The organism is Bradyrhizobium sp. TM233 (assembly GCF_036247965.1).
Classification (GTDB): domain Bacteria; phylum Pseudomonadota; class Alphaproteobacteria; order Rhizobiales; family Xanthobacteraceae; genus Bradyrhizobium; species Bradyrhizobium ottawaense.
In genome coordinates this window covers 291,135-308,990 of the sequence record NZ_BTIG01000003.1, presented here as the reverse complement: position 1 = coordinate 308,990, position 17,856 = coordinate 291,135, and the positions used below count along the sequence as shown (strand labels likewise).

The window sequence follows — 17,856 nt, the reverse complement described above, 5'->3', positions numbered from 1 at the left end:
GCGCCGGTGCCGTAGGGTTGTTTAGCCTTGCGGCTGCGCGAAGCGCAGGCGCTGGGCGTAACCTACCATTACGCTTCGCTCATCCACCCCACGCACCACATTCGCGGCTCGCCTACTTCTTGGTATTCGAAAGCTTCTCGCTGCCGGCAGCCTTCAGCTCGACGCCGCTCTTCGTCAGCAGGGCCTTGTCGCCGCTGCTGAACGTGAACGTATCGGCGCCCGCGCTGATGCCGTTCCACGCGACTGCTTCGGCGAGGGACAGATACCACAGTCCCTGGAATCCAGATGAGTTATTGAGCTGTCCGGTCCAGACGGTTGTCGAGCCGCAGCCGAGGAAATTCACCGAGAAGCTGATCGCGGTGCCCGTGTTGCCATAGGACAGCCAGCCCGTCGCAACTTGCGGCTTGCCCTCGTCGCAGCTGTTCGCGGCGTTGTTGGTGTAGGTCCCCGTGATGGCGCCGTTGCTCGAGTTGAAGTTGGTGATGGCCAGGGTCGAGCCGTACTGGTTGGTCCAGGTCCAGCTCACCGACTGCGCATGCGCGGGCGGAAGCCCGATCAGACAGGCCGACACACGATCGCTCCTGACAGTATTGTTTTGATTGGACGCATGGTCGTCTCCTCTGGCTCTGCTTGCAGCTTGACGACTTTAAATAACGCGATTAAGAAATACAACTAGAAAGTGTGGTGTCGGCATCGCTAGTCCGGCATCGCTTTTCAACCACTCGTTCACCAAGTGGAAACGACCGGCGCTTAGAGTCGCCTCCACCTGCCTTGGGGGGAGGGGATTTTCCATGGCTTCGAACGTCGTCGCGCGCCGTTGCGCGATGTTTTGCTTTGTCTTTTCTGTTGCCGTCACGGGCGCCCGCTACATCACCGAAGCCCATGCCGCCGGCGCGATTGCAGTCGGCAAATGCGGCGCTTATGGCCAGGCCTTTGATTACGGCCACGAGCACGAGGCACGTGCCGCGGCGCAGAAGCAGTGCAAGGGCGATTGCACGACCGTGACGATGAAGCGCGCCTGCGCGGCGATGTCGGTCGATCTCGCCAACCCCTGCGGCGCTTATGGCTATGCCGTCAAGCCGAAGATCTCCGCCTCGCTCAACGCCGCCACGCGCGAATGCTACAAATACGGCGGCAAGGAATGCGTGATTCGCGCCTGGGCCTGCGACGCCAAGGGTTGATTTCCTCTTGCTGTCATTCCGGGGCGATGCGTAGCATCGAGCTACGGTGCGCAATTGCGCACCTGAGAATCTCGAGATTCCGGGCTCGGTCCTTTGGACCGCCCCGGAATGACAGTGGAAGGAATAGATGCAGTTCGACACCAAGATCGCGGTCCTGATCCGCGCCGATCTTCAGGCCTGGCAGAAGCTCAACGTTGCGTCCTTCCTCTCCAGCGGCATCGCCGCGGCTTTTCCCGAATGCATCGGCGAAGCCTATGAAGATGCCTCGGGCACGAACTATCATGCGTTGATCGGCCAGCCGATCCTGATCTATGGCGCCGACGGCCCTGCGTTGTCGCGTGCGCTGGACCGTGCGCTCGCGCGCAACGTCAAGCCGGCGGTCTATACCGAGGACATGTTCAGCACCACGCATGATGCCGCCAATCGCGAGGCGGTGAGGGCGGTGGCGCGCGCGGATCTCAATCTCGTCGGCATCGCCATGCGCGCTGAGCGCAAGGTGATCGACAAGATCGTCGACGGCCTGAAGTTCCATAGCTGACACTCCGCCGTCCGCGCGGCGTCATCGTAGTGTCATGATGGGGGCCGGCTTGCGCAAACTTTGTGCTGTTTGACCCCCATCAAAGGAGCGCGGCGCGGCGTCGTTATTCTGCTCCAAAATGCAGAGGAGCAGACAGATGCCGACCATGAAAGCCGCAATCGTCAAGCAATTCGGCAAGCCGCTGGTGATCGAGGACGTGCCGGTTCCGCAGCCCGGCCCCGGCGAGATTCTGGTCAAGGTGAAGGCCTGCGGCGTCTGTCACACCGATCTGCATGCAGCCTCCGGCGACTGGCCGGTGAAACCGGTGCCGCCCTTCATTCCCGGCCACGAGGCAGCGGGCATCGTCGCGGCGCTCGGACCCGGCGTGAAGAACGTCAAGGTCGGCGATGCCGTCGGCGTCGCCTGGCTGCACGACGCCTGCATGTCTTGCGAATATTGCGAGACCGGCTGGGAGACGTTGTGCGAGCACCAGCACAATACCGGCTACAGCGTGAACGGCGGCTTCGCAGAATATGTCATCGCCTCGGCCGCCTTCGCCGCAAAGCTGCCGGCGACGGTCGATTTCGCCGCCATTGCGCCGATCCTGTGCGCCGGCGTCACCACCTACAAGGGATTGAAGGAGACGGAGGCCAGGCCCGGCGAGTGGGTGGTGATCTCAGGCGTCGGCGGACTCGGCCATGTCGCGATTCAGTACGCCAAAGCGATGGGGCTCAAGGTCGCTGCCGTCGATATCGCCGAGGACAAGCTGGAGCTGGCGCGCGAAACCGGCGCCGATCTCGCGGTCAATGCCCTCACTGCTGGTGCGGTGGACCAGGTTCTTGCGGCAACCGGCGGCGGAGCCCACGGCGTGCTGGTGACGGCGGTCTCGACCGCCGCGTTCGCCCAGGCGCTCAAGATGGTGCGCCGGAAGGGCACCGTCAGCCTCGTCGGCCTGCCGCCGGGCGAATTCCCGACGCCGATCTTTGACGTCGTCCTCAAGCGCATCACGGTGCGCGGCTCCATCGTCGGCACGAGGCGCGACCTCGACGAAGCCGTCGCATTTGCCACGGACGGCAAGGTGAAGGCCGAAGTGACGAAGGTGCCGCTCGCGCAGATCAATGACGTCTTCGAGCGGATGAAGGCCGGCAAGATCGACGGCCGCATGGTGCTGGATTTCGGCTAGCGCCTCATCCGGGCGGCATGCCTTCGAACTTTACCAGGCTGGGATCGAGGCGATCCCAGTCATGGCCGCGCGCGGCGAAAGTGACCGCCTGCGGCTTGTAGCGGGCAGGCTCGTCGAGGCTCGCAGCGCGGATTGTGAAGACGTCGGGCTGCGCCGCGAAGGTCATGTACACAGGCACGCCGCACTGCGTGCAGAAGCTGCGCGTCTTCACGTTGCCGCTGTCGGCGACCATATCCCAATGCTTCGCCTCGCCGGTTAGCGTGACGCCGGCTCGCGCGAAGGTCGCGTATGAGCCATGCGCACTGCCGCTTTCCCGCTGACAGTCCCGGCACTGACAATGATTGCTGAACAGGGGCTCGCCGGCAATCGAATAGCGGATCGCGCCGCAGGCGCAGCCGCCGGTATAGGGCTTATCCATCGTGATGCTTCCTTACTTGTCTTCGCCGGCGATGGCATCGAGCCGCTGCACCACCTTGACCCAGCCGTCGCTCATGTTGCGATACGCGGTGTCGTTCGTCGGCGTCACGAAGCCCGAATGCACCACGCGCACGCGCGTCCCCGCTTCGATCGGCGTCAGGGACCAGGTGACGACGGTGTCGAGCGCCGAGCCGTAGCCGGTATTGCTGGCGTCGCCGCCCTTCCAGGCGTAGACGAAGCGCCTGCAAGACACGACCTCCAGCACGCGGCAATGGATCGTGCCATCCCACGCACCGGCCGGATTGGTCTTGAACGTGAAGGTGTTGCCTTCGACGGCCTCGAAACCGGTGGGCGGCATCAGCCAGCGCGCAATCAGCTGGGCGCTGGTCAGCGCCTTCCAGATCGTCGCGGCGGCGTGAGGGAAGACCTCGTCGATGACGATGTCCTGGGTCTCGATATTGGAAGCAACAGCACTCACGGATCGATCTCCTTCAAGAGGTCACGCAAATTCTGGAAGCGCTCGCGCCAGAACACGCCGTAATGGTCCATCCAGGTGACCAGCGGTTCGAGCCCCTGCGGCGCGGCGCGGTAATAGACGTTGCGGCCCTCTGCGCGCTCGGCGACGAGGCCCGCCTGTTTCAACGACTTCAGGTGCTGCGAGATGGCGCCCTGAGTTACGCCGCTGCCGCGCGTCAGCTCGGCGACGGTGATCTCCTTGCTCTCGAACACGCGCTCGAACACCGCCCGGCGCGTCGGGTCGGCGAGGGCGCGCATCACAGTGGTGACGGGGTTTGGAGCGGTTTCGATCATGTCATTCAATTAGTCGATGCTAATTCATTAGTCAATGCTAATTTGTTTTTACCTTCTTCAGTCAACCCTCAACTTGACTCTGACTGACTAGTCAGTCATATTTTTCCAATGATGAAGAAGTCAACCAAGCTCGCCAACAAGTCGGCACAGAGCGCGGAGCCCGCGTCAGCCCACCGTGAAGTGCCGGCGTCGAACCGCGCTGCGCGCGCGCAGGAGCGGCGCGCGGCAATCGTGGACGCCGCAATGGAGGAGTTCATCGCCCGCGGGTTTGCCGCAACGCGCCTCGACGACATTGCCAAACGCGCCGGCGTCGCCAAGGGCACGATCTACCTGCACTTCAAGGACAAGGAATCGATGTTCGAGGAGCTGGTGCGCGTCGTGATCGTGCCGGTCGTGGCGCGGCTGACCGCACTGCCGCCGCCGACGGGCTCGGTGCGCGACCTCGTCGAGGCTTTTGCCGGCAACTTCCTGAAGGAGGTCATCGGCACCAGGCGCGGTGATCTGGTGCGCCTGATCGTGGCGGAGGGCCCGCGCTTTCCGTCTGTCGCCGATTTCTACTACCGCGAGGTCGTCTCGCGCGGGATCGCCGCGATGCGCACGCTGATCGAGCTCGGCATCGCCCGCGGCGAGATCCGGGACAAGGACCTCGCGCGCTATCCGCAGATCCTGGTCGCGCCCGCGATGATTGCGGTGATCTGGCAAAGCCTGTTTGCGCGGCACGCGCCGCTCGACGCGCAGGACATGCTGCGCGTCCATCTCGATTTGATTTTTGGCGAACGGAGGACGACATGAGGTCGTCACGAGAAATCTCTCACCTCATCCTGAGGAGCGCGGAACGCGCGTCTCGAAGGATGCAGGCCCGGCTGTGGCTGCTCGCCCTTCGAGACGCTGCTTCGCAGCTCCTCAGGGTGAGGGATCGACAGCGAAATCTGCCGCGCCTCTGTGCGATCGCGGTTCTGGCCCTCGCAACCGGTCTCGCCGGCTGCAAGGAGAAGCGCGATCCCGGCTTCCAGGGCTGGGTCGAAGCCGACATGATCTTCGTCAGCCCGGACGAAGCGGGGCGGGTGACGAAGCTCAATGTCCGCGAGGGTGATGAGGTCAAGGTCGGCGATGCCCTCTATTCCGTCGATGACGATCTCCAGCTCGCCGATCTCAACCAGAACAAGGCGACGCTGGCCAACGCACAACAGACCTATGACCGCGCAGCCTCGCTGAACAAGACCGGCTCCGGCACCCAGGCCAATCTCGACTCGGCCGTCTCCGCATTGCGCGTAGCCGAAGCGCGGGTGGTGACGTCGGAGACGCGGATGGCGCGGCGCAAGGGCTTTGCGCCCGTTGCCGGCACCATTCAGCAGATCTATTTCCGTGAGGGCGAGATGGTGGCGGCGCAGCGCCCGGTGCTGTCGATCATGCCGCCCGGCAACATGAAGCTGCGCTTCTTCGTGCCTGAGACCGCGCTGCCGAAGCTTGCGATCGGCGATACGGTGCGGATCGGCTGCGACAATTGCGCGGCCGATCTCACCGCGAAGATCTATTTCATCGCGACCTCGGCCGAATACACCCCGCCCGTCATCTACAGTCTCGAAGAGCGCAACAAGCTGGTCTATCTGATCCAGGCGAGGCCGTCGCGCCCCGACGCGCTGCGGGTCGGACAGCCGATCGACGTCTATCTCAATCCAAAAACCCCGGTGGCGGACAAGCGATGAACGGCGGCAACGGCATCGCGATCGACGTCAAGGGCCTGACCAAATCGTTCGGGGGCCGCGAGGTCGTGCACGATCTGTCGATGCAGGTGAAACGCGGCTCGATCTACGGCTTCCTCGGGCCCAACGGCTCGGGCAAGACCACGACCATCCGTATCCTCTGCGGCCTGCTCACGCCCGACAGCGGCAAGGGCACCTGCCTCGGCTACGACATCTTGCGCGACGCCGAAAAGATCAAGCGTCAGGTTGGCTACATGACGCAGCGCTTCAGCCTGTATCAAGACCTATCCGTTCGCGAGAATCTCGAATTCGTCGCGCGGCTCTATGGCCTCACCGACGCGCGCGGGGCAGCGCGCGACATGATCAAGCGGCTCGGACTCTCCGGCCGCGAGACGCAGCTGGCGGGTGAGCTCTCCGGCGGCTGGAAGCAGCGTTTGGCGTTGGGAGCCTGCACGCTGCCCAGTCCGAAACTGCTGCTGCTGGACGAGCCGACCGCAGGCGTCGATCCCAAGGCGCGGCGCGACTTCTGGAACGAGATCCACGCGCTTGCCGCCGAGGGCCTGACCGTGCTGGTCTCGACCCATTACATGGACGAGGCCGAGCGCTGCCACGAGATCGCTTACATCGCCTACGGCCATCTGCTGGTGCACGGCACCGTGGAGGAGGTGATCGCGAAATCCGCGCTCTCGACCTATACTGTGACGGGCGAAGACCTGAACGAGCTCGCGGCCGAGCTCACCGGCAAGCCCGGCGTGGATATGGTGGCGCCGTTCGGCACCTCGCTGCACGTTTCGGGGCGGGACGTTGCCGCGCTCGAAGCCAGTATTGCGCCGTGGCGCGAGCGAAGCGGCCTGCACTGGCAGAAGTCGCATCCCTCACTGGAAGACGTGTTCATCGAACTGATGGGGCGCTCCAAGGACAATTTCCAATGAGTGCCGACGATCATCCCGCACCACAGCACGAAATCCGCGAGCGCTTCGGCTTCCTGCGGCGCTCCTATGCGATGCTGATCAAGGAGTTCATCCAGCTGAGGCGCGACCGCGTGTCGTTCGCGATGATCGTGATGCTGCCGGTGATGCAGCTCATGCTGTTCGGCTATGCCATCAACACCACGCCGCACCATCTGCCGAGCGCGGTGCTGCTCCAGGAGGACTCCGATCTCGCCCGCTCGATCCTGAAAGCTCTGGAGAACACCGCCTATTTCCGCTTCCTCTACGAGGTGCACGACGTCGAGGATTTCGACAATCTGCTGAAATCCGGCAAGGTGCTGTTCGGCGTCGAGATCCCGCGCGGCTTCGAGCGTGCGGTGCGGCGCGGCGACAGGCCGGCGCTGCTGGTTGCGGCCGATGCCACCGATCCGGTCGCTGCGAGCGCCGCGATCGGCTCGCTCGGCATGGTCGTGCAGACCGCGCTCAAGCACGATCTCTACATCGGCGATCCCCCGGAGATGCCGTTCGAGATCCGCGCGCATGCCCGCTATAATCCGGCAGCTAGCTCCAGCCTCAACATCGTGCCGGGCCTGGTCGGCACCATCCTCACCATGACCATGCTGATCTTCACCGCGCTGTCGGTCACGCGCGAGGTCGAGCGCGGCACCATGGAGAGCCTGCTGTCGATGCCGATCAAGCCGGTCGAGGTGATGTTCGGCAAGATCGTGCCTTACGTGCTGGTCGGCTTCGTGCAGGCGTTCCTCATCATCGGCATCGGCGTCGGTCTGTTCGGCGTCCCTGTGCTCGGCAATCTCTTCCTGCTGGCGCTGCTCTCGACCCTGTTCATCACCACCAATTTGTCGATCGGCTACACGATCTCGACGGTGGTGCAGAACCAGCTCCAGGCCATGCAGATGTCGATGATGTTCTTCCTGCCGAGCATTCTGCTGTCGGGATTCATGTTTCCGTTCGCGGGCATGCCCACCTGGGCGCAATATCTCGGCGAATGCCTGCCGCTGACGCATTACCTTCGCATCGTCCGCGCCATTATGCTGAAGGGCGCGACCATGCAGAATCTGCATTTCGACGCCCTGGCACTGGCGATCCTGATGGCGCTCGCCATGACCATCGCCGTGACGCGCTTCCGCCGCACGCTGGATTGAGGCAGAATGCCCCGGAATCGAGGGGCGGAATGGTCAGATTTGCGAGCAGGAGGACACGGCATCACGCCGTGCTATCGGAGGATTTCGAGCGCGAGCTGACACGTGAAGTGCTGCGCACCGAGCTGTTGCGGGTGCGGGCGCTGATCACGACGGGCTGCGTCATGACGCTGTTCCTCACCGCGATCTATCTGATCGACCCCGCCGTGGTGAACAGGGTGTGGCGCGGCACGGAAGGGCTCCTGGAGGTCTACGGCCTTCTGGTCGGCTTCATCCTGTTCGAAGTCTGGGTCCACACCCAGATCAGGAAGAACCTCCGCCTCGATCGCGACCTGCCGGTGATCAGGCGCTATATCGGCACTCTGATCGAGACGTCGCTGCCCACCGTGATCCTGATTCTTCAAATCCGCACCATGGGCGCGACCCAGGCGCTCGGCTTCGCCGTGCCGCTGATGTACTTCATCTTCGTCATCCTCTCGACCCTGCGGCTCGATTTCTGGCTCTCGACCTTCACCGGCCTCGTCGCGGCCGTGGAGCTGTTCGCCGTGGCGCTGGTCTACGATTCCTCGAGTAGCATCGGCGAGCCCCAGACCTACTTTCACGCCGTTCGCAGCGTCGTCATTTTGATCTGCGGCGTGCTCGCCGGCGCCGTCGGCGCGCAGCTGCGGAGGCAGTTTGCCGCGAGCATCGCCGCGGCCACAGCGCGCGACCGGGTGACCAATCTCTTCGGCCAGCACGTCTCCCCCCAGGTGGTGGAACGGCTGATGGCGGCGGGAACGAGCGCGAGCGGGGATCTCCGCCGCGTCGCGGTGATGTTCGTCGATTTTCGCGGCTTCACGGCCGGCGCGCAGTCGCGCACGCCGCAGGAGGTGGTCGACCGGCTCGACGGCGCTTTCGCCGTGCTGGTCGACATTCTCGACCGGCACGGCGGCATCGTGAACAAGTTTCTCGGCGATGGCCTTCTCGCGCTGTTCGGCGCGCCGCTGGAAGCCTCCGACGCCGCGCATCGCGCGGTTGCCGCAGGCCGCGAGATGCTGAGTGCGATGGACCGCATCAACGCGCAGACGAGCTGGCCGCTGCGCATCGGCATCGGCATCCATTTCGGCGAGGTCGTCGCCGGCAATATCGGCTCGCCCCGGCGCAAGGAATACACCGTCATCGGCGACACCGTGAATTTCGCCTCGCGGCTGGAGGCGCTGAACAAGGAGTTCGGCTCGCAGCTCCTGATTTCCGCGACCGTGCGCGAGGCGCTGGGCAACGACGGTGATGATGCCGTTGCGCTCGGCGAGGTCGAGGTGCGCGGCTATGAACGGAAGGTGGCGGTGTTTCAATTGGGGTAGCGCCTTCACATGCGAGTCGCGGTTCGTTGAAGCGGGTCGCGGTTCGTTGAAGGCGCGTGATGAAATATCCCTGGTATGTTTCGGGTCCTGCACTGTGGAGGCCGAGCCATTTCGGCTTCCGTTTGTGATCCGGAGAAAGCCAATGACCCGATTGACCCTTGTTACGGCCATCTTGATCGCCGCTGCTGTTACCCAAACCCAGGCCGCATCCGCGCGCCACGTCGCGCCACCGCGCGGCACAACCGAGACGATGGCGGACTGCGTCAGGGCTCCGGCGGAGGGCGCGTATGCCTCTGCGCCCTATACCAAGCCGCCGTGCCTGCCGAACACGATGACGTACTAGCGATCGCGGCAGACGATGCCGGGCTGGTGAAAGTCTGCCAGCCCGGCCACGCGACCGCTGCACCTCCTCAGCTTTCGACGTCATGCGCGATTGCTCCGATTGCTCCGAATTTTGGGGCATGACGAGCGATGTCGCCGGCCTATAGACTGCCGCCCGATGCGGCCGGTCGCGGCCGCGACTTGCCTGAGGAAGTGACGATGCAGCGCCGCTACATCACCGTCGACGTGTTCACCGACCGCGCCTTCGGCGGCAACCAGCTCGCCGTGGTGCTCGACGCCGGCGGGCTCACGACGGCGCAGATGCAGACGATCGCGACCGAGTTCAACTATTCCGAGACCACCTTCGTGCTGCCGCCGCGTGACAAGGCCAACGATGCCGAGGTGCGTATCTTCACCCCGGTCCGGGAGATGCCCTTTGCGGGCCACCCCAATATCGGCACCTCCTTCGTGCTGGCGAGCCTCGCCAAGGAGCCGAAGCCGCGCCTGCTATTCGAGGAGAAGGCTGGGCTCGTGCCGGTCGATATTTTTCGCGAGCAGGGCCGGGTGGTCAGCACCGAACTCACCGCGCCGCAGCCGTTGTCACGGCTTGCGCAGCTTTCTGCCGGGGACGTCGCGGCCTGCATCTCCCTGAGCGCCGATGACATCAGGACCGATCGCCATGCGCCGCAGGTCGTCGGCGTCGGAACGCCCTTCGTGGTGGCGGAAGTACGTTCGCGCGATGCGCTGAAGCGGGCCAGGTCCGACGCGGCGGCCTTCGGCAGGCTCCTGCCGCGCGACGGTGCAGTCTCGGTGTGGTTCTATACGCGCGATGTGCCCGCGGCGGAGGCGCCTAGCGAGATCCAGGCGCGGATGTTCATGCGCGGCGCCGGCGGCTACGCTGAGGATCCCGCCACCGGCAGCGCCACGGTTGCCGCGGCCGCACTGTTCGCCGATCTCGATCCCGTGCGCGATGGCGAACTCAAGCTCACGGTCGGCCAGGGCTTTGACATGGGCCGGCCGAGCCTGCTGCTGACCCGCGTGCGCAAGCAGGACGGCAAGATCGTCTCCGCGCATGTCGGCGGCAGTTGCGTGCAGATGATGGAGGGGACGTTCAAGCTGGCGGGGGAGGGATAGGGACCGTCATCCCCGCGCAATGGCGAAGCCATTGTCGCTGGAGGTGCGAGCTCGTGCGAGCCTCGAAGGACGACGGCTACGGCTGAAACCGGCGCCAACGACGGCTACATCTGGCGTCCCGCCAAGTTCTTCACCGCAACCCCATCGCGCTCCTCGATGATCTCCGCGATCATCTGGCGGTGGCAATGCGTGTGATCCCTCTCGTAGCAGAGCAGGCAGACGGGGCCGGCCTTCTTCACCAGCGCCGAGAGCTCGTCCATCGCCTCTTTGGCCTCGGGCGCCTTGAGGTGCTTTGAGAAGATCTTCTCCAGCACATCGTACTGACCGCTGCGTGCGGCGAGCCGGCCTTCCTTCGGCGTGCCGAGCGCGGCGAGGTGGACATAGGCGATACCACGTTCGTCGAGCCCTGCCGAAAGCTGCTTCTTGGAAAAGCCCGGCCGGCGCGAGGATGTCACCGCGCGCACGTCGACCACGAGCTTGACGCCAGCCTCTACCAGCTCATCCAGCACCGCCTTGGGCGGCGTCTGCTCATAGCCGATGGTGAACAGCTTTTTCGCCTTTGCCATGGCTCACCTCAGCTCACCCTTGCGATCAGTTCCATGGCGCCGGCGGGTGCGCGCACCTTGCCCTCGTGGATGACGTAGGCGAACACGTCGCGTGGCTCCTTCTTCGGCTTGGCCTTGTCAACTTTGGGCAGGTCGTCCGGTTCACCGCCCGAAGCCCAGGACTGAAGGCGCTCGGCCCAGGCATCGAGCTGCTTGGGCGGGTAGCAGGTCTTGATCTCGTCATTGCCCTTCTGCAGCCGGGCATAGACGAAATCACCGGCGACGTCGGCGATGGCGGGATATTTGCCGTGCTCGGCGAACACCACAGGCGTCTCGAACTCGCGGATCAGCGCCACGAAGTCCGGTGTGCAGAAACTGTCGTGGCGGACCTCGACGACATGGCGCAGCGCGCGTCCCTCGAGCTTGCGCGGCAACAGTTCGAGGAACTTGCCGAAATCGGCGCCGTCGAATTTCTTCGTCGGCGCGAACTGCCACAGCACCGGCCCGAGATGATCGCCGAGCTCCAGCACGCCGGAATCATAGAACCGTTTGATGGAATCGCCTGCTTCCGCCAGCACGCGGCGGTTGGTGGCGAACCGCGGTCCCTTCACCGAGAACACGAAGCCGTCGGGCACCTCGCTCGCCCATTTGCGAAAGCTCTCCGGCTTCTGCGAGCCGTAATAAGTGCCGTTGATCTCGATCGAGGTCAGCTTCGAGGCGGCGTAGGACAGCTCCTTCGCCTGCGTCAGCTTCTCCGGATAGAATACGCCGCGCCAGGGCTCGAAGGTCCAGCCGCCGATGCCGATGAAGATGTTGCCGGATTTTTTGGACGCGGTTTTTGCTTTGGCCACGGAAGGATCTCGCATCGACGTGGAGGGGATGCCGTCATCCTAATCAAACCAGTTGTGATTGGCCAGTTGCTGCGTCCCGTCTAAGGTCGCGGCAGGATCTGCGAAAAAGGAGAAAAAGATGCGGATGCTGATGGTGGGAGCGGCGCTCGTCATGATGACATCTGCTGCCATGATCTCTCCAGTCATGGCGGATGACGACGATGCGAAGGGCGCGCAGAAGCTCGCCATGCAGGGCCGCGACGATTACTGGCATTGCCTGGCGCGGGAATATTCGCGCGACAGCAATCAGGGAATGACGGAACAGGACTTTGGCCGCTCGGTCGCGGGCGCCTGTCCGTCGGAGCGGCAATATTATCGGGTGGCGCTGCTCGACTATCTCACCACACAGTACCCGAGCATCGATGCCGGCGCTCATCTCGCTACCGCGAACGGGGCGGTGGAGGCCGCGCAGAAGGACATCGTGACGGCCTTCGTCAAGCAGAGGCCGCCGGCGAAATAGGGCATGGCAAATGGCGAGTAGGGCAGAAGCCCGGGCCGCCTGATTTGCTATGCGCCCCTTCGGCAGCCCTTCCGGCTCCGCGCGCATCCGTGATATCACGAGGCCTATCTGGAACAGGGATGGGTTTCCATGGCGTCTGAGTCGGTGGGGGGCATTTTGGGCGCGATCGTCGCCGCGGTCGTGCTTGCGGTCGCCGTCGTGTTCGGGCCGATCGGCCAGTACGGCAAGCCGCCTAAGCCGGCGAAAGTCGAGCCGGCGCCGGCTGCCGCACCCGCGGCTTCCGCCGCGCCGGCGCCGCGCGGGCCGATCATCCGGGAAGTGCCCAACCAATAAGGCACAAAAATCGTCGTTTTCGCCCCTTGCGAAGCGGTCTTGTCATTCCTATCTAGCCTTTAACGGCGCCGTTGAGCGAAAAACTCCGGCGTTGGGACGACCTTGGAATAGCTTGGGCTCGCGCCGGATGTACGCGCGGCCCGCCGTTCCGGGGTCGTTGGCATTTTGGGCCCCCTTTTGGGCCATTTCGGACACCCCCGGCTTCGTAGCATAAGAACCTCGCAGCGCAGAACTTGGCAGCGCAGGATGCGGCGGATATACGCTGCCGTCATGAATGAAGCGATCAGACCGGGCTCCGACAATCCGCTGCAGGCTCAAGAAGGGCCGGAACTATCGGTCATCGTCCCGACCTTCAACGAGCGCGACAATGTCACGGTGCTGTACCGGCGGCTGGAGGCGGTGCTCGCCAACGTCGCCTGGGAAGTCGTATTCGTCGACGACAATTCACCTGATGGCACCTGGGATGTCGTGCGCGCGCTGGCGCAGCAGGACAGCCGCGTGCGCTGTATCCGCCGCATCGGCCGCCGCGGCCTGTCGGGTGCCTGCATCGAGGGCATCCTGGCCTCCAGCGCGCCCTTTGTGGCCGTGATCGATGCCGACCTCCAGCACGACGAGACGCAACTGCCGAAGATGCTGTTGCTGCTTGCAAGCGACGAGGCCGACCTCGTGGTCGGCAGCCGCTACATCGAGGGCTACAAGAGCGAGGGCTTCAACAAGCAGCGCGCCGGCGCCAGCGCTCTGGCGACCGAGGTCGCCCGGAAAATGCTCCGGGTCGAGATCGCCGATCCCATGAGCGGCTTCTTCATGATCCGCCGCGATCGTTTCGAGCAGCTCGCGCCGAAGCTTTCCGTGCACGGCTTCAAGATCCTGCTCGACGTCGTCGCGACCGCGCACGGCGGCTTGCGGGCGGTCGAGATTCCCTACACCTTCGGCGCCCGCCAGCACGGCGAGAGCAAGCTCGATTCCATGGTCGCGCTCGATTTCCTCGGCCTCGTGCTGGCCAAGCTGAGCAACGACATCGTCTCGCTGCGCTTCATCCTGTTCGCGATGGTCGGCGGCATCGGCCTCGTGGTGCATCTCACCACGCTGTTCATCGGACTTCAGCTGTTCAAGGCGCCGTTCGCGGAGGCGCAGGCTGCCGGCGCCATCGTCGCCATGACCAGCAATTTCATCCTCAACAACTTCCTCACCTATCGCGACCAGCGGCTCAAGGGCTTTGCGCTGCTGCGCGGCCTGATCGCCTTCTACATCGTGTGCAGCGTCGGCTTGCTCGCCAATGTCGGCGTCGCCTTCTCGGTGTACGACCAGGAGCCGATCTGGTGGCTCGCCGGCATGGCCGGTGCGCTGATGGGCGTGGTGTGGAACTACGCGATGTCAGGCCTGTTCGTCTGGCGCAAGAAATAACCCACGATGGGCGAGGCTGACGCGCGGATCGTCCGCAACACCGTGCTGCTGATTCTGGCGCTGGTGGCCCTGCGGCTCGTCGCGGCCGCGTTGACGCCGATCACCTTCGACGAAGCCTATTACTGGATGTGGTCGAAGAACCTCGCCGGGGGCTATTACGACCATCCGCCGATGGTCGCCTACGTCATCCGCGCCGGCACCATGATCGCCGGCGATACCGAGCTCGGCGTGCGCCTCGTCTCGATCCTGCTCGCACTGCCGATGAGCTATGCGATCTACCGCTCCGCTGCGATCCTGTTCGGTGGCGCGCGCGTGGCGGCGACCAGCGCCATCCTGCTCAACGTAACCATGATGGCCTCCGTCGGCACGCTGATCGTGACGCCGGATGCGCCGCTCCTGGTCGCATCCAGCTTCGTGCTGTTCTTCCTCGCAAAAGTGCTGGAGACCGGCCGCGGCGTCTGGTGGCTTGCGGTCGGCGCGGCCGTCGGTGCGGCGCTGCTGTCGAAATACACGGCGATGTTCTTTGGCGCCGGGATCCTGATCTGGCTTGCTTGCGTGCCGAAGCTGCGGCGCTGGTTCCTCTCGCCCTGGCCCTATCTCGGCGGTCTCGTTGCGCTGGCGCTGTTCTCGCCGGTGATCCTCTGGAATGCGGACCATCAATGGGTCTCGTTCGCAAAGCAGCTCGGGCGCGCGAAGATCGAGGACTTCCGACCCGTCTTCATCGCCGAGCTGATTCCGACCCAGATCGCGTTCGCAACCCCGCTGGTCTTCATCCTCGGAGCGATGGGCCTGCACGCGCTGACCTGGCAGCGCACCGGCGCGTCGGCCTCGCGCGTGCTGATCGAGGCGATGTTCTGGACCATCGTCGCCTATTTCGTCTGGCATTCGCTGCATGCCCGCGTCGAGGCCAACTGGTTCGCGCCGGTCTATCCGCCCTTCGTCATCGCCGCGGCCGCCGCCGCCAACCTCGTGCAATGGAAGCCGCGACAGCGGCGCCTGGCGGATTTCTGCCTGCGCTGGGCCGCACCCGTCGGCATCGTGATGTTTGCAGCGCTCATCGTGCAGGCCAACACCGGCTGGCTCTCGGGATATCGCCGCGATGCCACCGTGCGCAGCGTCGGCGTCGGCTGGCGCGAGCTCGCCGCGGGAATCGAAGCCGTGCGCGCGCGCCATGGCGCGACCTGTGTGCTCGCGCAGGACTACGGGACCACGGGCTGGCTCGCCTTCTACTTGCCGCGCGGCACCTGCGTGGTGCAGCAGAACCAGCGCATCCGCTGGGTCAACATGGGCGAGCCCGATCCAAAGCTGCTTGCGGGCAAGCTGCTCTATGTCGACGAGCTGCGCCCGGACGGTCATCCAGTCCTCAACGACCTCTTTGCGAAGGTGACCCAGGTCGCGCAATTGCAGCGCAAGCGCGGGCCCCTCGTGGTCGAGACCTACAGCGTCGATCTGCTGGAGGACGCCAAGGGCGACGTCCTCGATCGCTCGCCGCCGCCGGAAGCGCGGTAGCAGGCCGCACTGCTTCCACAGCGTCGTCCCCGCGTTCGCGGGGACGACAGCCGAGTGCTGGGTCGATAGCAACGACTATCAGTCGATCATCTCAGCCTTTGTCGCACCCTGGCCCGGCCCACTGTGATCCCGCCAGAACCACACGGTCACGACGCCGGAGCGGCCACGGACGTGGGCCAGCAGGGGGCCGGACAGAACGCCGTCGGGAGCCCCTTGAAAGTCGGCCGTATCCAGCAGCGTATTGCTCAGGGCGAGCCGCGCATCGTTCTGGACGGCGACTTCCATCAGCCGGCTCGCGACGTTGACCGTGTCGCCTGTCGCCGTGATGTGCTGGTGGCTCTCGCCGAGGCGGGAGGCGACGATCTCGCCGAAATGCGCGCCGATCTTGAAGCCGAGCTGACCGCCGATCGCTGACGGCAGCGAGGCGATCCAGTGGTCGACGCCGCGATGCAGGTCGATCGCGCATTTGAGCGCGCGCGCGGCGTCATCGGGCATCGCGGCCGGCAGACCGAACAGGATCATGGCGCCGTCGCCGAGAAAGCCTGTGATCATGCCGCCGCAATCGACCGCAGCCTTGTCGATCAGCGCGTGAAACGCCTGCAGGATCTCCTGAAGCGCGTCCGGATCGATCCGTTCGCTCAACGAAGTGAAACCGGAGAGATCGATGAAGACGATTGCGGCGTCTTGCCGGACCGGTTTGGACAGGAAATTCGGATCGCGCGCCAGCCATTCCTGCACGGCAGGTGCCTGGAATTGTGCGAGAGACCTGCTTTTGGCGGCGAGATATTGGGTGCGGCGACCTCCGGCCCACAGCTGCACACCGGCAAAGATCGCGACCGGCGGCACTGCGGCGGCGAGCGTGGTTGCCGCATTCAGCCAGACGCCATGCGTGAACGCGAAGGCGTTGAGGCCGGCCCAGGCGATCATCACTGCGGCCGCCGCCATGATGCCGAGTGCGCTGCGCCGCCACGCCAGCAAGCCGACCAGCAGCATCGGCAGCAGGATCGCAGCGAGCGCGTCGGCGATATGGACCCTGTGGTCGCGCACGATGCCGTCGCCGGCAATGAGATGGGTGATCGCGGTCGAGACCACCTCGACGCCGGGCATCAGGGAATCGAACGGTGTCGGGTAGAAGTCGCCGCCGCCAGCGACCGAGGCGCCGATCACGACGATCCGGTTCTCGATCGCGTCGCGATTGAGCGTGCCGTCGAAAATGCTCTGCGCACTCACGGTGCGGATGGTGCGGCGCGGGCCGTAATAGGTGATCGGCAGCGCGAAATCGGTGTCGGTCGGCACCGCGCGATCGCCGAGCATGAGATGATCCGGTGCTATCGTCAGCGGCTTGTCGAGCGCGCGCGTCGCGACGCGCAGGGGGAACGACAGCTCGACCTTGTCGCGGGTCCGGAACAGCATCGGCACCGAGAGCGGCGAGCCCGATTGTCCGGTCGCGACATTGACGATGCCGACCTCGGCGTGGTCGGCGAACGCAGGCAGCGGCAGCAGGAAACGTTCGGCTTGCGGCAGCGCGGCGAGGGGACCTGCGCTGCCGGGCGCCACGTTTTCGCTGGCGGAGGGGAAGATCGCGGCGGCGGCGAGCACCATGGGGCCGGTGGCGAGCGTGTTTGCCAGCGTGGCGTCGCCGATCGCAGCGCTGCGGTCGACCAGCAGGAGATCGATCGCGACCACCTTCGGCTTGAACTGCACGATGGTGTCGACGATGCGGGCAAGATCGGCCCGCGGCAGCGGATAGCTGCCGCCGCGCTTCACCACGGTATCGTCGATCGCGACGATGGTGACGAGATCGGGCGGACGCTGCACGCCGCGGACCTGGGTTCGCCAATCGGTCAGCGTCGCTTCCAGGCGGTCGAGAAAGCGCAGATGGCCGCCTGCGTGCGCGGCATAGATGCCCGCGCCCCACAACGCGGTGAGAGCGAGTGCCACCAGGATCTGAACGCGTCTTGTCATTACGGCGTACTGCAACTTTTTCTCTTCGAGGCCTGTGGGCCGAGGTCTATTGACC

The 17,856-nt window shown here is 64.7% G+C and carries 21 protein-coding genes; 14 read left to right on the top strand and 7 right to left on the bottom strand.

What is annotated here, in order from left to right; translation table 11 throughout:
* Positions 1-112: 112 nt before the first annotated feature.
* Positions 113-571: an avidin/streptavidin family protein gene (locus AABA86_RS08570; RefSeq protein WP_338306448.1), complete on the bottom strand. Its 459-nt coding sequence runs from the start codon at positions 569-571 to the stop codon at positions 113-115.
* Between the two features lie 220 nt (positions 572-791).
* On the opposite strand from AABA86_RS08570, the gene AABA86_RS08565 reads away from it, so the two are divergent.
* The 3 genes from AABA86_RS08565 to adhP all read left to right on the top strand — a co-directional run bounded on the left by AABA86_RS08565 (position 792) and on the right by adhP (position 2,881).
* On the top strand, positions 792-1,181 hold the full coding sequence (locus tag AABA86_RS08565) for a DUF4189 domain-containing protein (protein ID WP_212251668.1): 390 nt from the start codon (positions 792-794) through the stop codon (positions 1,179-1,181).
* A 127-nt stretch (positions 1,182-1,308) separates the two neighbouring features.
* Positions 1,309-1,719 carry a DUF2000 family protein gene (locus AABA86_RS08560; RefSeq protein WP_212251666.1) on the top strand — a complete coding sequence of 137 codons (411 nt, stop codon included), beginning with the start codon at positions 1,309-1,311 and terminating at the stop codon, positions 1,717-1,719.
* Between the two features lie 136 nt (positions 1,720-1,855).
* Positions 1,856-2,881 (top strand): alcohol dehydrogenase AdhP, encoded by a 1,026-nt coding sequence (gene adhP / locus AABA86_RS08555; protein WP_212251664.1) that lies wholly within the window; start codon positions 1,856-1,858, stop codon positions 2,879-2,881.
* Positions 2,882-2,885: 4 nt separating this feature from the next.
* On the opposite strand, the gene AABA86_RS08550 is transcribed toward adhP, so the two are convergent.
* The 3 genes from AABA86_RS08550 to AABA86_RS08540 are packed head-to-tail and all read right to left on the bottom strand — an operon-like array spanning position 2,886 to position 4,108.
* Positions 2,886-3,299 carry a GFA family protein gene (locus tag AABA86_RS08550; RefSeq protein WP_338306447.1) on the bottom strand — a complete coding sequence of 138 codons (414 nt, stop codon included), beginning with the start codon at positions 3,297-3,299 and terminating at the stop codon, positions 2,886-2,888.
* A gap of 12 nt (positions 3,300-3,311) precedes the next feature.
* Positions 3,312-3,776, bottom strand: a complete 465-nt coding sequence (locus AABA86_RS08545) for an SRPBCC family protein (RefSeq protein ID WP_338306446.1) — start codon at positions 3,774-3,776, stop codon at positions 3,312-3,314.
* Positions 3,773-4,108: an ArsR/SmtB family transcription factor gene (locus AABA86_RS08540; RefSeq protein ID WP_028142912.1), complete on the bottom strand. Its 336-nt coding sequence runs from the start codon at positions 4,106-4,108 to the stop codon at positions 3,773-3,775. The genes AABA86_RS08545 and AABA86_RS08540 overlap by 4 nt, the downstream gene beginning before the upstream one ends.
* A gap of 108 nt (positions 4,109-4,216) precedes the next feature.
* Here AABA86_RS08540 and AABA86_RS08535 point away from each other — a divergent pair, with 108 nt between their 5' ends.
* From AABA86_RS08535 to AABA86_RS08505, 7 genes are all read left to right on the top strand, one after another.
* A complete protein-coding gene (locus AABA86_RS08535; RefSeq protein ID WP_338306445.1) occupies positions 4,217-4,900 on the top strand; it encodes a TetR/AcrR family transcriptional regulator in 684 nt (227 codons plus the stop codon).
* On the top strand, positions 4,897-5,814 hold the full coding sequence (locus AABA86_RS08530; protein WP_338306444.1) for an HlyD family secretion protein: 918 nt from the start codon (positions 4,897-4,899) through the stop codon (positions 5,812-5,814). Before AABA86_RS08535 ends, AABA86_RS08530 begins: the two co-directional genes overlap by 4 nt.
* Positions 5,811-6,743 (top strand): ABC transporter ATP-binding protein, encoded by a 933-nt coding sequence (locus AABA86_RS08525; RefSeq protein WP_338306443.1) that lies wholly within the window; start codon positions 5,811-5,813, stop codon positions 6,741-6,743. The genes AABA86_RS08530 and AABA86_RS08525 overlap by 4 nt, the downstream gene beginning before the upstream one ends.
* Positions 6,740-7,903 (top strand): ABC transporter permease, encoded by a 1,164-nt coding sequence (locus AABA86_RS08520; RefSeq protein ID WP_338306442.1) that lies wholly within the window; start codon positions 6,740-6,742, stop codon positions 7,901-7,903. The genes AABA86_RS08525 and AABA86_RS08520 overlap by 4 nt, the downstream gene beginning before the upstream one ends.
* Positions 7,904-7,932: 29 nt before the next feature.
* Positions 7,933-9,240 carry an adenylate/guanylate cyclase domain-containing protein gene (locus tag AABA86_RS08515; protein WP_338306441.1) on the top strand — a complete coding sequence of 436 codons (1,308 nt, stop codon included), beginning with the start codon at positions 7,933-7,935 and terminating at the stop codon, positions 9,238-9,240.
* Between the two features lie 142 nt (positions 9,241-9,382).
* Positions 9,383-9,583, top strand: a complete 201-nt coding sequence (locus AABA86_RS08510) for a hypothetical protein (RefSeq protein WP_338306440.1) — start codon at positions 9,383-9,385, stop codon at positions 9,581-9,583.
* Positions 9,584-9,780: 197 nt separating this feature from the next.
* Positions 9,781-10,695, top strand: coding sequence for a PhzF family phenazine biosynthesis protein (locus AABA86_RS08505; protein ID WP_338306724.1), 915 nt, complete (start codon positions 9,781-9,783; stop codon positions 10,693-10,695).
* 104 nt (positions 10,696-10,799) lie between these two features.
* On the opposite strand, the gene AABA86_RS08500 is transcribed toward AABA86_RS08505, so the two are convergent.
* Entirely contained in the window at positions 10,800-11,261 is a 462-nt protein-coding gene (locus tag AABA86_RS08500) for a DUF488 domain-containing protein (RefSeq protein ID WP_338306439.1), read from the bottom strand.
* Between the two features lie 8 nt (positions 11,262-11,269).
* Positions 11,270-12,106, bottom strand: a complete 837-nt coding sequence (locus AABA86_RS08495) for a DUF72 domain-containing protein (protein WP_212251646.1) — start codon at positions 12,104-12,106, stop codon at positions 11,270-11,272.
* A 103-nt stretch (positions 12,107-12,209) separates the two neighbouring features.
* On the opposite strand from AABA86_RS08495, the gene AABA86_RS08490 reads away from it, so the two are divergent.
* From AABA86_RS08490 to AABA86_RS08475, 4 genes are all read left to right on the top strand, one after another.
* Positions 12,210-12,590, top strand: coding sequence for a hypothetical protein (locus AABA86_RS08490; protein WP_338306438.1), 381 nt, complete (start codon positions 12,210-12,212; stop codon positions 12,588-12,590).
* A 129-nt stretch (positions 12,591-12,719) separates the two neighbouring features.
* Positions 12,720-12,923 (top strand): hypothetical protein, encoded by a 204-nt coding sequence (locus AABA86_RS08485; RefSeq protein WP_338306437.1) that lies wholly within the window; start codon positions 12,720-12,722, stop codon positions 12,921-12,923.
* A 270-nt stretch (positions 12,924-13,193) separates the two neighbouring features.
* Positions 13,194-14,327, top strand: a complete 1,134-nt coding sequence (locus AABA86_RS08480) for a glycosyltransferase family 2 protein (protein WP_212251640.1) — start codon at positions 13,194-13,196, stop codon at positions 14,325-14,327.
* Between the two features lie 6 nt (positions 14,328-14,333).
* Positions 14,334-15,836: a glycosyltransferase family 39 protein gene (locus AABA86_RS08475; RefSeq protein WP_212251638.1), complete on the top strand. Its 1,503-nt coding sequence runs from the start codon at positions 14,334-14,336 to the stop codon at positions 15,834-15,836.
* 78 nt (positions 15,837-15,914) lie between these two features.
* On the opposite strand, the gene AABA86_RS08470 is transcribed toward AABA86_RS08475, so the two are convergent.
* A complete protein-coding gene (locus AABA86_RS08470; RefSeq protein WP_212251636.1) occupies positions 15,915-17,801 on the bottom strand; it encodes a CHASE2 domain-containing protein in 1,887 nt (628 codons plus the stop codon).
* Between the last annotated feature and the right edge of the window lie 55 nt (positions 17,802-17,856).

Coding starts and splice junctions, on each gene's coding strand:
- AABA86_RS08565 (WP_212251668.1), top strand. CDS start 792: ATGGCTTCGAACGTCGTCGCGCGCCGTTGCGCGATGTTTTGCTTTGTC.
- AABA86_RS08560 (WP_212251666.1), top strand. CDS start 1,309: ATGCAGTTCGACACCAAGATCGCGGTCCTGATCCGCGCCGATCTTCAG.
- adhP (WP_212251664.1), top strand. CDS start 1,856: ATGCCGACCATGAAAGCCGCAATCGTCAAGCAATTCGGCAAGCCGCTG.
- AABA86_RS08550 (WP_338306447.1), bottom strand. CDS start 3,299: ATGGATAAGCCCTATACCGGCGGCTGCGCCTGCGGCGCGATCCGCTAT.
- AABA86_RS08540 (WP_028142912.1), bottom strand. CDS start 4,108: ATGATCGAAACCGCTCCAAACCCCGTCACCACTGTGATGCGCGCCCTC.
- AABA86_RS08535 (WP_338306445.1), top strand. CDS start 4,217: ATGATGAAGAAGTCAACCAAGCTCGCCAACAAGTCGGCACAGAGCGCG.
- AABA86_RS08530 (WP_338306444.1), top strand. CDS start 4,897: ATGAGGTCGTCACGAGAAATCTCTCACCTCATCCTGAGGAGCGCGGAA.
- AABA86_RS08525 (WP_338306443.1), top strand. CDS start 5,811: ATGAACGGCGGCAACGGCATCGCGATCGACGTCAAGGGCCTGACCAAA.
- AABA86_RS08520 (WP_338306442.1), top strand. CDS start 6,740: ATGAGTGCCGACGATCATCCCGCACCACAGCACGAAATCCGCGAGCGC.
- AABA86_RS08515 (WP_338306441.1), top strand. CDS start 7,933: ATGGTCAGATTTGCGAGCAGGAGGACACGGCATCACGCCGTGCTATCG.
- AABA86_RS08510 (WP_338306440.1), top strand. CDS start 9,383: ATGACCCGATTGACCCTTGTTACGGCCATCTTGATCGCCGCTGCTGTT.
- AABA86_RS08505 (WP_338306724.1), top strand. CDS start 9,781: ATGCAGCGCCGCTACATCACCGTCGACGTGTTCACCGACCGCGCCTTC.
- AABA86_RS08500 (WP_338306439.1), bottom strand. CDS start 11,261: ATGGCAAAGGCGAAAAAGCTGTTCACCATCGGCTATGAGCAGACGCCG.
- AABA86_RS08495 (WP_212251646.1), bottom strand. CDS start 12,106: ATGCGAGATCCTTCCGTGGCCAAAGCAAAAACCGCGTCCAAAAAATCC.
- AABA86_RS08490 (WP_338306438.1), top strand. CDS start 12,210: ATGCGGATGCTGATGGTGGGAGCGGCGCTCGTCATGATGACATCTGCT.
- AABA86_RS08485 (WP_338306437.1), top strand. CDS start 12,720: ATGGCGTCTGAGTCGGTGGGGGGCATTTTGGGCGCGATCGTCGCCGCG.
- AABA86_RS08480 (WP_212251640.1), top strand. CDS start 13,194: ATGAATGAAGCGATCAGACCGGGCTCCGACAATCCGCTGCAGGCTCAA.
- AABA86_RS08475 (WP_212251638.1), top strand. CDS start 14,334: ATGGGCGAGGCTGACGCGCGGATCGTCCGCAACACCGTGCTGCTGATT.
- AABA86_RS08470 (WP_212251636.1), bottom strand. CDS start 17,801: ATGACAAGACGCGTTCAGATCCTGGTGGCACTCGCTCTCACCGCGTTG.